Annotated in this window: 18 protein-coding genes; 9 read left to right on the top strand and 9 right to left on the bottom strand. The window is 64.3% G+C overall.

Annotated elements, in window-relative coordinates; all coding sequences use genetic code 11:
• The first annotated feature begins 126 nt into the window (after positions 1–126).
• Positions 127–363, top strand: coding sequence for a hypothetical protein (locus ACWGO6_RS16265; protein WP_452327279.1), 237 nt, complete (start codon positions 127–129; stop codon positions 361–363).
• An 8-nt stretch (positions 364–371) separates the two neighbouring features.
• Here ACWGO6_RS16265 and ACWGO6_RS16260 read toward each other — a convergent pair whose 3' ends face one another.
• The gene (locus ACWGO6_RS16260; protein WP_452327278.1) at positions 372–989 is read right to left on the bottom strand and encodes a MerR family transcriptional regulator; all 618 of its coding nucleotides are present in this window, start codon (positions 987–989) and stop codon (positions 372–374) included.
• Between the two features lie 70 nt (positions 990–1,059).
• Here ACWGO6_RS16260 and ACWGO6_RS16255 point away from each other — a divergent pair, with 70 nt between their 5' ends.
• Positions 1,060–1,554, top strand: coding sequence for a DUF4188 domain-containing protein (locus ACWGO6_RS16255; RefSeq protein ID WP_452327277.1), 495 nt, complete (start codon positions 1,060–1,062; stop codon positions 1,552–1,554).
• On the opposite strand, the gene ACWGO6_RS16250 is transcribed toward ACWGO6_RS16255, so the two are convergent.
• Positions 1,555–3,477: an ATP-dependent nuclease gene (locus tag ACWGO6_RS16250; RefSeq protein ID WP_452327276.1), complete on the bottom strand. Its 1,923-nt coding sequence runs from the start codon at positions 3,475–3,477 to the stop codon at positions 1,555–1,557.
• 311 nt (positions 3,478–3,788) lie between these two features.
• Here ACWGO6_RS16250 and ACWGO6_RS16245 point away from each other — a divergent pair, with 311 nt between their 5' ends.
• The 5 genes from ACWGO6_RS16245 (at position 3,789) to ACWGO6_RS16225 (ending at position 6,679) form a co-directional block, all read left to right on the top strand.
• Positions 3,789–4,109: a monooxygenase family protein gene (locus ACWGO6_RS16245; RefSeq protein WP_452327299.1), complete on the top strand. Its 321-nt coding sequence runs from the start codon at positions 3,789–3,791 to the stop codon at positions 4,107–4,109.
• 157 nt (positions 4,110–4,266) lie between these two features.
• Complete coding sequence (locus ACWGO6_RS16240) at positions 4,267–5,232, top strand: 5'-nucleotidase (RefSeq protein ID WP_452327275.1); 966 nt, start codon at positions 4,267–4,269, stop codon at positions 5,230–5,232.
• 86 nt (positions 5,233–5,318) lie between these two features.
• Positions 5,319–5,513 (top strand): phosphatase domain-containing protein, encoded by a 195-nt coding sequence (locus ACWGO6_RS16235; protein WP_452327298.1) that lies wholly within the window; start codon positions 5,319–5,321, stop codon positions 5,511–5,513.
• A 132-nt stretch (positions 5,514–5,645) separates the two neighbouring features.
• Positions 5,646–6,470 carry a hypothetical protein gene (locus ACWGO6_RS16230; protein ID WP_452327274.1) on the top strand — a complete coding sequence of 275 codons (825 nt, stop codon included), beginning with the start codon at positions 5,646–5,648 and terminating at the stop codon, positions 6,468–6,470.
• Positions 6,467–6,679 (top strand): hypothetical protein, encoded by a 213-nt coding sequence (locus ACWGO6_RS16225; protein WP_452327273.1) that lies wholly within the window; start codon positions 6,467–6,469, stop codon positions 6,677–6,679. The genes ACWGO6_RS16230 and ACWGO6_RS16225 overlap by 4 nt, the downstream gene beginning before the upstream one ends.
• Before the next feature lie 412 nt (positions 6,680–7,091).
• Here the strand turns inward: ACWGO6_RS16225 and ACWGO6_RS16220 are convergent, their stop codons facing one another.
• The 3 genes from ACWGO6_RS16220 to ACWGO6_RS16210 form a co-directional block, all read right to left on the bottom strand.
• On the bottom strand, positions 7,092–7,718 hold the full coding sequence (locus ACWGO6_RS16220; RefSeq protein WP_452327272.1) for a GTP cyclohydrolase II: 627 nt from the start codon (positions 7,716–7,718) through the stop codon (positions 7,092–7,094).
• Positions 7,719–8,183: a DUF4231 domain-containing protein gene (locus tag ACWGO6_RS16215; RefSeq protein WP_452327271.1), complete on the bottom strand. Its 465-nt coding sequence runs from the start codon at positions 8,181–8,183 to the stop codon at positions 7,719–7,721.
• Between the two features lie 74 nt (positions 8,184–8,257).
• Entirely contained in the window at positions 8,258–8,830 is a 573-nt protein-coding gene (locus tag ACWGO6_RS16210; RefSeq protein WP_452327270.1) for a TetR/AcrR family transcriptional regulator, read from the bottom strand.
• Positions 8,831–8,905: 75 nt separating this feature from the next.
• On the opposite strand from ACWGO6_RS16210, the gene ACWGO6_RS16205 reads away from it, so the two are divergent.
• Together ACWGO6_RS16205 and ACWGO6_RS16200 are read left to right on the top strand one after the other, a co-directional pair.
• Complete coding sequence (locus ACWGO6_RS16205) at positions 8,906–9,907, top strand: SDR family NAD(P)-dependent oxidoreductase (RefSeq protein WP_136041828.1); 1,002 nt, start codon at positions 8,906–8,908, stop codon at positions 9,905–9,907.
• A 711-nt stretch (positions 9,908–10,618) separates the two neighbouring features.
• Positions 10,619–11,002 (top strand): VOC family protein, encoded by a 384-nt coding sequence (locus ACWGO6_RS16200; RefSeq protein ID WP_452327269.1) that lies wholly within the window; start codon positions 10,619–10,621, stop codon positions 11,000–11,002.
• A 7-nt stretch (positions 11,003–11,009) separates the two neighbouring features.
• Here the strand turns inward: ACWGO6_RS16200 and ACWGO6_RS16195 are convergent, their stop codons facing one another.
• The 4 genes from ACWGO6_RS16195 to ACWGO6_RS16180 form a co-directional block, all read right to left on the bottom strand.
• Positions 11,010–11,954: a hypothetical protein gene (locus ACWGO6_RS16195; RefSeq protein ID WP_452327268.1), complete on the bottom strand. Its 945-nt coding sequence runs from the start codon at positions 11,952–11,954 to the stop codon at positions 11,010–11,012.
• A 97-nt stretch (positions 11,955–12,051) separates the two neighbouring features.
• Entirely contained in the window at positions 12,052–12,210 is a 159-nt protein-coding gene (locus tag ACWGO6_RS16190; RefSeq protein WP_156027153.1) for a hypothetical protein, read from the bottom strand.
• A gap of 35 nt (positions 12,211–12,245) precedes the next feature.
• Entirely contained in the window at positions 12,246–13,016 is a 771-nt protein-coding gene (locus ACWGO6_RS16185) for a 3-keto-5-aminohexanoate cleavage protein (protein ID WP_452327267.1), read from the bottom strand.
• Positions 13,013–13,240: a DUF2188 domain-containing protein gene (locus tag ACWGO6_RS16180; protein WP_136041823.1), complete on the bottom strand. Its 228-nt coding sequence runs from the start codon at positions 13,238–13,240 to the stop codon at positions 13,013–13,015. Before ACWGO6_RS16180 ends, ACWGO6_RS16185 begins: the two co-directional genes overlap by 4 nt.
• Positions 13,241–13,273: the final 33 nt, after the last annotated feature.

The raw sequence follows: 13,273 nt of genomic DNA, 5'->3' as shown, positions 1-13,273 counted from the left end.
GGATGTACCCCTTCATCCCCGGGGGGCTCCACAGGGCCACCACCACCAGTTCGCCAGTCGAAACCCGGTCATGCCGTTTTCCGGCCGAGCCCTTTCCCCAGATCGGCCGAACGTCAGGTTCAAGAGATGGCCCGAATCCGTCAGTTCATCGAAGGCGACCGTGAAGTCAAAGCGCCGCAATCAGAAGTGGATGCGTACGTACAGCGAGTCCAGGACACTGGCCGGGCGCTCCTCGTCTATTTGTACAATTACAAGCAAGGCGGCCCCGATCTGGGGGACAGCCCGACGCAGAGCATGCACTTCGACATCGCTGCCGCGCGAGCATTCAGGAGCATATTGGAGGCAGCCTTCGGCCCGCTCTAGCCCCACAGCTACAGGCCCGACGCGTCCCCAAACCTCTCCCCCGAACTAACCTGCTGCGCCACCCGCCGCAGCGCCAACAACAACGGCTCCACCAGCACCGACCCCAGCACCACGTACCGCACCGCGGCTTCCGCAGACTCCCCCGGCACCCCCGCGATCTCCGCATCCGCAATCCGCCGCATGCTCGCGAGGTACTCCTTCATCGCCGCATCCGGAACGGTGAACCCGACACGCTCCAGCCCCTGCAACGCCCGCGCGACCGCGTGCAGCACGGCCTCGTCGCACATCCCCGGCTTCCACCCGAGCCCCGCGACCAGCTGCTCGGCCTCTGTCAGATCCAAAGAATCGTCCACCGGCGGAGTGATCGCCGCATGCGCCATCCCGAGCAGGTTGTGCGCGTTCTCCGGCGGCTCATCGAGCGCGGCCAGCACCCGCCGCGTCTCCGCGATGCTCACCCCCGCGTCGAGCAGCGCCCGGATCACCCGCAGCCTCTCCACGTGCTTCTCGCCATACGCGGCCTGAGTCGGCGCACTGCGCTCACCCTCGGGCAGCAGCCCCTCGCGCAGGTAGTACTTGATCGTCGGCACGGTCACGCCGGTCTGGGCTGACAGTTCGGAAATTCTCATGACCACCTCTTGACTTCGATAGTAGCGCTATCCATTATGGATAGTGAAACTATCCAACCAAGGAGTCATCATGTCGAAAGTCATCACGGGCCGCATGACCCACCGCCACGAGGGCGAGCTCGTCGTTTTCCACATCGGGATGCAGATCAACCGCTGGTGGCGCCCCGACCTGTGGATGCCGGCCTTCTTCGCCATGCCGGGGATGCTGCGCGAACTCAGCACCGACCCCGACTCGGGCATGCTCGGCTACCACCTGCTCTTCGGATCAGGCGGACCCTACGTCGTGCAGTACTGGTCATCCGTCGACAAGCTCTACGCCTACGCGTCCAGCCCGAACCAGCAGCACCGCCCCGCCTGGACCGCCTTCAACCGCTCAGCCCGCAAGGCACCGGGAGCGGTGGGCGTCTGGCACGAGACCTTCCGCGTCGACACCGCCGAGAGCGTGTACGTCTCGACGAAGCCGATGGGTCTGCCGAAGGCGACGGAGCTCGTCGAGGTGGGGAGGCGTCAGGACCGGGCGCAGGCGCGGTTCGCGGAGGGGCGGACGGCCAGATCGCAAAGATGATCAGCCGTGAGAGGTGTGCGCCGAACCCAAGGACTGTGGCTCAGGCCGGAGATACTCGCTGACGCGAGTGAGAGCGCCGCGGGCGGCTTCCTCTAGATGAGGCTTCACCGTGCGTCCCCGCGCATCTAGCAAACCGTCTTTGCCCTTAAACACGTTCGATGGCTTGTCCCGTATATCGCTCGCGGGTTGTTCCACGATGAGGTACTCCTCGAACGAAGCCGTCAACCGAGCGGCTACCTCAGGTACGTCGTTGTCCAGAACAGCGGCAACGCGTGAGAACCCGAGTTCCCGGAGCAGTGTCAGAACGCGCTCCACGTTGTTCGCCCCTCCTGATCCCCACCCGAAGATTGTGCCGTTGAACGCCACCCCCAGCTTCTCGAATACCCTCGGCAGAAGCGCGGCATCCTCTTGACCTTCAACGACAATTACCCCGTCGTCAAGAAACAGGGCAGCGTTCGCGTCCAGACCGAGCGCATGCGGGTTCGTCCATCCACCACGCGCCTTGGATATTTCTGCGATCGCCTCGCGACTAGCCTGAGCGATCCTGGATTCGCGGTCGCGCCGATACACCCGCGCGACTTCGCCCCCGGCAGCTATGTCATCCCATGAAATCAGCGCTGGCGCATGGGTAAAGATGACGATCTGACGGTCCGCCGCCAATCGCGAGATCACTCTTCCAAGTCGCCGCACAAGTTGCGGGTGGAGCGAGAGTTCTGGCTCATCAATGGTGAGCAGGGTGCTGGGTTCGGAGTCATAGAGAGCGTTGATGATGAACATCAAGCTGATGATGCCGTCTCCGAGGCCGTCGCTCGTGTGACTACCTCCGCCGTTGATGACCTTCAGGTAGTACGACTGCCCGTATTGACCGTCGGAGAGTTCGATGCTCCATTCGAGCTCCGACCCAATCACCTCAGCCATTAGCTGATCGAAACGCGCCTTTTTCACGTCATCGTTGTGGAGATCAAAGAGGCGGCCCGTGAATTGCATGAACTGGTCCGCTTGCCGAGCGCGCGAAAACTCAGCTTGCGAGATCATCCAGTCGCGTTCGACTGTTCCTCCCTTGCTGAAACTCGGCTGGAACTGACGGCGCGCCGGAACTGAAACTAACTCGAACGCAGGGGCCTCGGCAGAACCAGACGCTTCCCACGACCCGTGGGTCTCACTGGTCTCTGAGTGCTTGCTCTCGAGGAGGTACGAAGAACCGTCCTCTCGGTCAAGACGAATTCGGACGCCGCCTTCGGTCTGTTGATTGCGTCGACCTTCAGAGAAGGAGACATCCGACCGCATTTTTCGCGCCAGGGAGTCGAACGCCTCCCAAACGGTCGATTTTCCGGCGTTGTTCTCACCCACGACGATCGTGAGCCCGCTACCCACAGATCCGTTGGGTTGCGCAAGCCTGAGTTTCGCATCGCTCCTGAACCCGCGTAGCCCACGGAATTCAAGTTGACTAACGCGTACGAGAGACAGTTGTTCCCCGTTCACTGGCTTACCCCTTCGCTCGCTGTTTCGGCGCCGCTTGTCCGAACGGGACATCGGCCTCACCCTGGTGAACCCGTGTGTATAGGCTCTCGGGATGGTCGCGTCGGACCTCGCCGGGTCGTCGAAGAGCCTCTCGATCTCGTCGGCATCGACTGCGATCGGCGCCCGCCCTTCGGCCCTGTCCAAGGCGGTCCAGAGGACACCGATGCTACCGATCGCGTCCGCTCGAGTCGCAGCACCCCAAAACGCGATGATCAAGATGTCGTCGTCAGCCTCAAGCGGCCTGTCGATTCCTTCTTGGAGCAAGTAGAGACTCTGCTTGGAGCCGCTGGCTACGTTGAGCAGGATGTCGATCGAGGATCCGCCTACAAGTGTGCGAGAGCGATGGGTTATTGGGTCACCCCAACGTGCCCCCCAGGGCTTGCCTAGGCCAGCGATCTCCACGGAGACGTCTCGAACCTCGAGACCGCGGTCCGCGCAAATACTGAGCACCTGAGACGGTCGCATATGTTGACTGACACGGACCCCCAACTTTGCGGATTTCGGCCCTCGTGCGAACGCTCGCGCTCGAAATAACGCGCCCATCCGTCCCCCATTCAGTGGGCAACACATGGCCCTTCGTCAGCACCCCTCACGCTAGATCGAACGTAGCGCACGCGGTCCTGCCGAAGAGAGAAATGCCTCGAACCACTTGCGCCGATCTTGTGGCGCAACTCCCAGCGAACGCAGATTGACCGAATTGTGGGCTAGCCAACATCCGCCTCCTCGATCGAAGTCCGCCTTGCACCCGCTCTCGTACGAAACCCGCCAGCGGCGTCGAGAGTGAGTCCGATTACGCGTCCAGCCCGAACCAGGAGCACCGCCCCGCGTGGACCGCCTTCAACCGCGCAGCCCGCAAGGCACCGGGAGCGGTGGGCGTCTGGCACGAGACCTTCCGCGTCGACACCGCCGAGAGCGTGTACGTCTCGACGAAGCCGATGGGACTGCCGAAGGCGACGGAGCTCGTCGAGGTCGGGAGGCGTCAGGACCGGGCGCAGGCACGGTTCGCGGAGGGGCGGACGGAGGCCGCGCAGTAGGGACGAGCCGCTGCGTCGCAGGGTGTGGCACGCAAGACACGGGGTTGTCTGGCTGAGAATGTAGCTCGCCGCGCTGACTCGATAGCGCCCTCCTGGGTTACGGTCCCCTTTACGCGCTAACTTGACTAGGTCCCTATTCAAGTTTGGGTGGTCCCACATGCCCTTCCCTCTCGATGACCTCCTCGTTGTCGGCATAGCGTCGAGCGCGCTGTTCGACCTCGAGGAATCAGACGCGGTCTTCCGGCAACATGGCGAAGAGTCTTATCGCCAGTATCAGCAGGAGAGACTCGATGACGAGTTTTCACCTGGCGTTGCGTTCCCCTTCATCCGTCGACTGCTTTCACTCAACGAATTGAGCGAAGACGGCAGACAGCTAGTTGAAGTCATCGTCCTGTCTCGAAACGATCCTGATACCGGCCTGCGGGTGATGAGGTCGATCGCATCGCATGGTTTGAACATCACGCGAGCCGTGTTCATGCAAGGTCGGTCACCCTACGTGTATATGGGTGCGCTGAACATGTCGCTCTTGCTCTCCGCAAGCGCGGAGGATGTTCGCACCGCGCTGGACGCGGGATACGCAGCCGGGCAGGTGCTTGGATCCCCTGCAGCCGACCCGGACGGTGTCGATCTTCGCGTAGCTTTCGACTTCGATGGAGTTCTGGCCGACGATTCTTCTGAGCAAGTAATGCAGTCGGAGGATCTCGCCGCATTCCATGCGAATGAGGTCGAGAACGTAGATGTACCGATGCCAGAGGGGCGTCTTCTCCCGTTCCTACGGGGCATCAATCGAATCCAGGAGATTGAAGAACGTCTTCTGGCGAACGACCCGGACTATAACCGGCGCGTACATGTCGCGATCGTGACAGCTCGCAACGCGCCGTCCCACGAACGGGTAGTGAAGACGCTCAAGTCTTGGGATGTCCGCGTTAACGACGCGTTCTTCCTAGGCGGCATCGAGAAGGCTCGTGTACTACGGGTACTGCGCCCGCACATTTTCTTTGACGACCAACTCGGTCATCTTGCATCAGCGGCGGACGAGGTCCCGAGCGTTCACGTGCCATTCGGCATCGTGAACATTCCTGCGGAAGAGTCAACCCGCGGTGACGGCCTAGTCAACGTGTAGTTGCTGAGTCGCAAGGCAATCAAGTCGTCTCGGGCCGTGACGAGACCGCCCGCCGCACCACCGAAGCCTAGCCGACCTTCAACGAGATCCCGTTCGACCGACTGCTCCTCCGACGCACCGGCGACCAGCGCGCAGACAACATCGTCAAGGCCGAGATCTACGACTCCAACATCGAGCCGTACTTCACGGTCATCGGCGTGGTCGATGACCGTCGCAGCGTGGTCGAGATGTGGCGGTCGCGCGGATTGATCTGCTTCCAGGTCGCCGAGGGGGACTTCTAGTCATCTGAGCGTCAGCCAGTTGCGACCGAGTCGGCGTTGGTCCTCCCGCGTCCCCCTAACGGAGGACAGACAGGCGCCTTTGACCAGAGTAACGTTTTACACGTTAGAGCGGGGTTGATCAGCGAAGGAGCAATGATGAAAATCGCCGAAACCAACAGTCGATCGTTGACGAGCGAGGGAAGGGAACGCCGCCTGACACATATCTTGCTGGCGGCAGTTGCCTGCCTTGTCGCAGTGGCAATCGCGTTGACGGTCGCCATGAGCGGCCGCACAGGGCCAGGGGCCGCAGCGGCACCGTCTCCGACAAGGGCCACAAGTCAACCTCAAACAGCATCGTTCGAGTCGCCTATCGCGTCGTCCACCGAAAACGTGGGAGACAAGCTCGTCGAGTACGCACAAAACACGGAGCCGGCGTCGCCGTCGACGACCAAGCGTCTTCTGAAGGATGCTGGAATCAACGCCCGCACGGTTACGCAGAGCGGGCTGGAGCTCGATACGTCCCAGGCTTTCACGAGGGAGACGGAGAACGGGTCACGCATTCTCCGCGTCCCGTATGTCGCCACACTGAACCTGCTCGACATCTCGGGGTACACGGTCATGTTCAATCCCGATGGGAGCATCGCCTCACGAGCGGAGGTCGTCTATCAGGCGCAGACGGAGCACTCGGGAAGGGTGGCCCTATGGCAGGACGACCAATTGAAGCTCGACCAGCTCGTGTCGGATGGCGCTGAGCCCGCGGCGGCTGGGACTGCGCAGTCGGCCTTCAACTGGGACACCTTGAACAAGTGCCTAACGAGCGCAGGCATTGCGCAGTGGGCACTCGTCGCCATCGGAGTAGCGTGTGGCGTCATCTGCGGTGCGACGCTCGGTATCGGATGCGCGGCTTGCGTCGCCGCTGCTGGCGGCATCATCGGATCCACTGCTGGGGAATGTGTAGCGAAGGCGATGGTCTCGTGACGACTGAACGTGTCCACGGCACTTCACGTGAGCGTGCCGCCGTCGCGGCAATGGTCCTTATCGGCGTTGCTCTTCCGGTGGTCGCGAAACTGGACCTGTTCCAGAACGCCGTGTGGACCTTCTGGCTCGCAGGCTTCGCCCTCATCATCGGCGCGTTGGTTCTGACCATTTGCGTCGCCCGGAGGGAGCGACGCTCCCGCGATTCCTGAGCTCGGCCGCCGACCGCCTCGCTACTCAGTCGGTAGCGGGGCGGTTCGCCGTTCGCCTCTGCCCGCACGTATCGCCACGGACTCTACGCTGTGCAGTACGGCCCTTAGTCGACAGGCTCTACGCGTATGCATCCAGCCCGACGCAGGAGTACCGCCCCGCCTGGACCACCTTCAACCGCACAGCGCGCAAGGCTCCGGGTGGGTCGGCATCTAGCACGAGACCTTCCGCGTCGACACCGCTGAGAGCGGGTACGTGTCGACGAAGCCGACGGGGGCTGCCGAAGGCGACCGAACTCATCCCCCTCCAAGAGCCGCGCCTGCGCCCGGTCCTGACGGCGTCCGACCTCGTACAGAGGTGGGGCAAGCCGACCTAGACCAATAGCATCGAAGGCGCGCCGACCGAACAACTAGGTCAACTAGTCTTCTCCCCGGGGTGGACAGCTAACTGATCCAGCAGGTGCCCCATCTTTGCTCGCTTGGTACTGAGGTAGGGCAACGAATCTGGCGTAGGTGGAATCTGCAGGGGGACTCTCTCAACCTTGAGCCCCTTGGCAATCAGGCCATCGATCTTTCTTGGGTTGTTTGTGAGAAGACGCAGCCCCTTCACCCCGCGATCAAGCAGCACTTGAGCGACCCTCGCGTACTCACGCGGATCCGTCTCCACGCCCAAGCGCTCATAGGCGTCGTGTGTATCGAGTTGCTCCGTGTCCCCGAGAGCGAGCCCGCGAATCTTGGTCAGCAGGCCTGCACCGCGACCGTCACAGATCATATAGATCAGCAGGCCGCCATCAGCAAAAATCCGCTCAAGGCTCTCGTGCAGCTGCTCATGGCAATCGCAATCGGTGCTTCGGAAGATCTCAGCCGTGTAGCAAGCACTTTGGACCCGCACCAGAGGATCGGCAGCACCGCCTGAGGGCACTTCGAAGCAAAGAAGGTTATCTTCCTCGTGCTCTCCGAAGGAGTACACATGTAATCGCGCGTCTCCGTAATGACTCTTGAACGCGCAAGACGCATGCTCAAAACTCTCGGACGCCGACATCTACTTCACAGTCCCTGCGGAAGAAATCTCGCTGCGCTTCGGTATGAGCCCTTCCCATTCTGCTTGAAGGTCGATTTCCAAGTTCGCGATCCTCTCCCCTAGCCGTCGGTCCCTATTGATTCCTGCATACGGCTTCACTCGGAAGCGGTAGTTCTTCGCTTCCGCAGCAAAAAGTCGATGATAGCGGCGATACAGCACCCAACGTTCGTGAGGACGCTCCAGGTTATTGATCGCGACTAGCAGAGCGGACGCGGCTGCAAGGGCGGCTGGAACAACCTTCCCCCAGAAGGCATCCTCTCCCGACGCGATAATCACGACTGGAATCGCAGCCGTGGATATGGTCATCGACCAGACCAAGAACCTAGCGCGGAACTTGTTCTTGTCCGCCTTCTCCTTTACGGATGCGATGATCGTCTCGCACTCTTGAACCGGCGTACGCGCCGGTTTTGATTCCTCTGTGGTCACGATCTAGATCTTGGCATCCGATGACGTTGCGGCCGAACATCGGCGCGTTGCGAAAGTCATCACGGTCGCGGACGCTAACCCGCAGCAATCCCCCGCAGCAACCGCACCACCGTCTCCTCCACCCGCTCCGCACTCAACGGCTGCCCGATCAGCGCGGAGTACGACGCCATCGCGATGAACTGATCCGCGATCGCGGCAGCATCCACATCCGCCCGCACGTCCCCGTCGGCACGCCCGCGCGACACCCGCTCGGCCACCCACTCGCGGATCGGTGCCGCCAGCCGCTCGTTCAACACCAACCCGAGCTCGGGATCGGCCGCCGTCACCTCGATGAGCGCCCGCGCCAGCGCCACGCCCTCGGGCCGAGCCAACCCGGCGGACATCGCCGACAACCACGCCCGTAGATCCGCCCCGAGGTCGGCGGTCATCGGTACCGCGACATCCGCCCCGGGCAACCCGCCCTCGAGCAGCGCCTCACCGAGGATCGCGGCCTTCGACGGCCACCACCGATAGATCGTCTGCTTCGAGACCTCCGCCGACTCGGCGAGACCCTCGATCGTCACGGCCTCGTACCCGTCTGCGGCGAGCGCGCGCCGCATCGCCTCCAGCACGGATTGGCGGGCTTTTTCACTACGAGGACGGGGCACCTTTCGAGCGTACTCAGGCGTACACTGGAATATAAGTAGACGCACCGTTGCGAAACTCGAACAAGGAGAAAGAGCATGGCCCTCACCGCACACTCCACCATCGGCGACTGGATGAACGACCCGACCGGCGGGCCCCTCATCCGCGCACTCTTCGAGCAAACCGGTGCCGACCCCGAACTCCTTACCCCCGTGCTGGGCCTGCCCCTGCAGCAGCTCGTCGCGATGAGCCAGGGCCAGCTCCCCCAGTCGGTCGTCGACGACCTCGTGCGCGCGGCCAACGGCGGCGAGATCCCCGAAGACGACGCCTCCGAGGGCTGGACGGAGAAGGTCACCGCCGGCCGCTTCGCCGGCAAGACCGTCATCGTCACGGGCGCCGCCTCGGGCATCGGCAAGGCCACCGCCTCGCGCATCGCCCGCGAAGGCGGACGCGTGATCGCCAGCGACATCGCCGCCGAGAAGCTCGACGCCCTCAAGGCCGAGCTCCCGGATGCCGACATCGTCACGGTCGCCGGCGACCTCACCAAGCAGGACGCGATCGACGCCGTCGTCGCCGCCGCGGGCGACCGCATCGACGGCCTCGCCAATGTCGCCGGCATCAACGACGACTTCTCCCCCGCCGGCGAGACCCCGGACGCCGTCTGGGACCGCGTCATCGCGATCAACCTCACCGCTCCGTTCAAGCTCATGCGCGCGGTCATCCCCGTGATGGAAGCAGCCGGTCGCGGCGCGATCCTCAACGTCTCAAGCGAGGCCGGTCTGCGCGGCAACGCCTCGGGCAACGCCTACACGGCCAGCAAGCACGGCATCATCGGCGTCACGAAGTCCGCAGCCTTCATGTACGGGCCGAAGGGCATCCGCGTGAACTCCGTCGCCCCGGGCGGCGTCGCCACCGGCATCCCGATGCCCCCGAACATGTCGGAGTACGGCTCCGGCCGCCTCGCCCCGTTCCAGCAGGCGATCCCGACCGTCGCCACGGCCGAGCACCTGGCGGCATCCATCACGTTCCTGCTGTCGGACGACGCCGTGAACATCAACGGCGCCATCCTCGCCTCCGACGGCGGATGGTCGGTGCAGTAACCCGCACCCGCGAAACCAACGCCCCCGCCGACCCGAACGGCGGGGGCGTTTCGCGTTCCTGGGCCAGAGCTCAGCGCCTGGCCGTGAGGACCACGCAGGCCGCTTCGGGAGAGCGGCCCGGACTCCAGCCGTCGCGAAACGCTCGACTGGATTACCAGCCGAGCGTTTCGCGAGGTTAGCCACTCGAGTGCAGATGTCGCCGGAGAAGAGACATCATGTCCGCGGAGAGTGGCTAGGCGACGTGGAACGTCGCTCCTGCGACCACGTTGGAGACTTCGACGCGACTGTCCCGATGGCAATCCAGATGACGACCGCCACGAACGCCATGATGCCGACATAGGCCGGAATCAATTCGAAGATGATTAGCGGCGTCAAAGCGATCGCTACGAGGGAAATCGCAAGCGAAATCCATCGGTAAGTTGTTCGCGTCAATCGGTTGAACATGAAATCTCCCTCGATCGAACCGTCCTCAGTCTATTCAGCGGCAATGACTCGTACCGCGGGGCTCGACGAAGGGGTTGTTCCCGATCGGCGTGAAGAACCAGCCAAGGCAATTACCCGCGGCGTACGCCCCCTGCGCAATCGCAGCAGAGATTCCGAACCCCACCGCGCACAAGCCACCGATGATGATGTTGATTGCTGCGCATCCAGCCGCGATAGCGGTGGCGCCCGTAGGTCCACGTCCCCCCACCCCGCCCTACACTCGACCGCATGCTGAAGCTCGCATCGATCGTGATCCGCGTGAACGATCTCCCCGCGCAGGCCCGCTTCTGGAAAGCGGCCCTCGACTACGTCGAACGCGACCCGGCGGAAGACGACTGGGTCGTACTGAAACCCCGCGACGCCGACGCCCCCTGCATCTCCCTCGACGCCCACCACTCCGAACGCGTGCTGCCGCCGCGCATCCACCTCGACATCTACGCCGAAGACCAGGCCACCGAAGTACGCCGACTGGCCGAGCTGGGCGCCCGCGAGGTGCACTGGGACGGACGCCCCGCCGACGCGGACTACGTGATCATGGAAGACCCCGAGGGCAACCGGTTCTGCATCGTCGACCGCCCCGACTGGTCGGGATGGGAACGCGCGGGCGACTGACGACGGTTCAGACCGCAGCGTCGGGCGCGCCGTGGTCCACGACCGCCGGCGTCCGATCCCGCTCGACCACCATCCGCACCACCGTGCCGACGACGCCGATCACGAGCGCGACGACCACCGGGAGCCACACCTCGGCGAGCACCATCGGGAACACCTGCACCGCCGCCTGCGCCATCTCAGGCAGGTTGCCGTCGAGCACCCGCATGCCGAGCCCGTACTGGATCGCCGTGAACAGCGCGGGCAGGATCCACAGCGCGAGCAACCCTGCGACCCAGACCACGATCCGCCACGCCGGCCGCACCCCGCACCACACCAGCGCCGCACCCACGACGACCGCGGGCAGCCAGCGCAGCAGGTCCGGGAGGAACAGCGGCGGGGACACCTCGCCCGTGACGGCCACGAAAAACCGGCTGATCCAGTTGCCGAACGGCACCGCCGCGAGCACGACACCGAGCGCGACCACGCCGACCGAACGCCGCGACGTCATCCAGAACCCCAGCTGCGAGAGGAGAATCGCCGCGACCACACCGCCGAGGAGCCCGGCGAAGTAGAGCATCGCCCGACTGTCGCCGCCGCGACCGAGCCCGAGCCCTCCTGCCAGCACAGCGAAGCTCTGCATCACCGCGATCACGTGCACGAGCAGCACCCCGAGGGCCGCGGGCCACACGGCGACCGCGCGACGGCGCGCCACGAAATGCAGCGCGAACCCGGCGAAGACTCCGCCCAGAAGCAGCACCGAGAAGAGCAACGTGGCGAAGTACTGGCTCAGCGGCAGCAGCACGAACGGCATGTCCTCGGGCATCGTCGCCGCCGCCCACAGGTTCTGCAGCGGAAGCATCCCACCGCCGACCAGCCAGGGCAGAATCCCCAGCACACCCCCGCCGACCCCGATCGCGAAGGGCAGAGCGCGAGCGCGCGCGGGCTGATCGGCAGCGGGCGATATTTCGGTCATGGGGAGACGTTGGCATACGGATGCCGACACCGCGGGAAGGCGCGACCGTATTCACTGGCAGACGACGACACCCGTCGCCCGCCTATCCGCCCGCTGCTCAGACCTGACCGGGACGCCCATCCCTCGCCATCGCCTGCCGGTGAGACGTGAGAGCCGCACGCACGGCCGAGTAGATCACCAGCCACGTGATGAGGACGCCGATGAGGATCACGGCCGACCAGAACAGGATGATGAGGAGGATGCTGTCGCCGAACATGGCTTCAGGATGCCGCAGACCCACGGCACCTCGCGTCAGACTCCCCGCATCCGCTCCACTGCCGCGCGCACCAGGGCCGCATTCCCCGGCGCCGTGCTCCCATCGGGAAGCAGCAGAGTGTCTTCCAAGCCGATGCGCGCATCCAAGCCGAGCTCGACCGCGAGGTCGAACAACGGCCACGTCGACCCCTCCTCGCCGTGCAACAGCACCGGCAGCTCAGGCTCCTCGAGCGCCACGTGCGCGATCATCCCCTCGGCGTGCTCGCGAACGGTCTCGGCCGGCTCATCCGGCAGCTCGATCAGAACTCGCAGGCACTGTGCACGCACGGGCGAGCGCTTCCACACCTCGAAGCCCGCCGCATCCCACAGCCCCGCTTCGACCGCCACACCACGGCGCAGCAGCAGGGCCGCCACCTCGTCGGCACCGGACTCATGCCAGTTGACGGATGCGTGATCGGGCAGCTCGGTCCACGACTCGATCGCCGCCAGGCGACGCTCGACGTCGGGCTCGGCCCACTCGCCGGTCGTCACCCCGACCGGAACACCCGGCGCCGCTCGACGCACCGCCGCGACCCATCGCGCGACATCGTCGGCCGCCAGGCTGTCGCGCCCGGCCGCATCCTTCGGATGCACGTGCACCTCGCGGGCACCGGCGGCCACGGCCCGGGCGGCATCGTCGGCGACCACGCCCTCATCCAGGCTCAGCCACGGATGCTCCGCCGGATCCCTGGCACCGTTGACACATGCCTGCAACAGCATCCGCCGCTCGGCCCCGGCAGCGTGTGTGGATTCGGGCGGCACGCTCATCCGATCAGGTCTCGCGGGTGACGCTCGTACGCGCTCTCATCCTTGGAGGGGCCCTCTTCGGTGCGCACCGTGTGCGCGACCTGGCGCGCCATCGCCGCACCACGAGCGGCCTTCACCGCCTCGGCCTCGGTCTCGAAGCTCGCGCCCAACGTCTGCGATTCACCCTCGATGCGGTTGAACCAGATGCCATTGCGTTGGAACGTCTCGATATCACCTGCGGCCATGCGGGATCCCTTCTCTCGCCTCCCTTTCTACGA

This window comes from Microbacterium sp. NPDC055665 (assembly GCF_053618035.1).
This window is presented reverse-complemented; position numbering and strand designations above follow the sequence as displayed.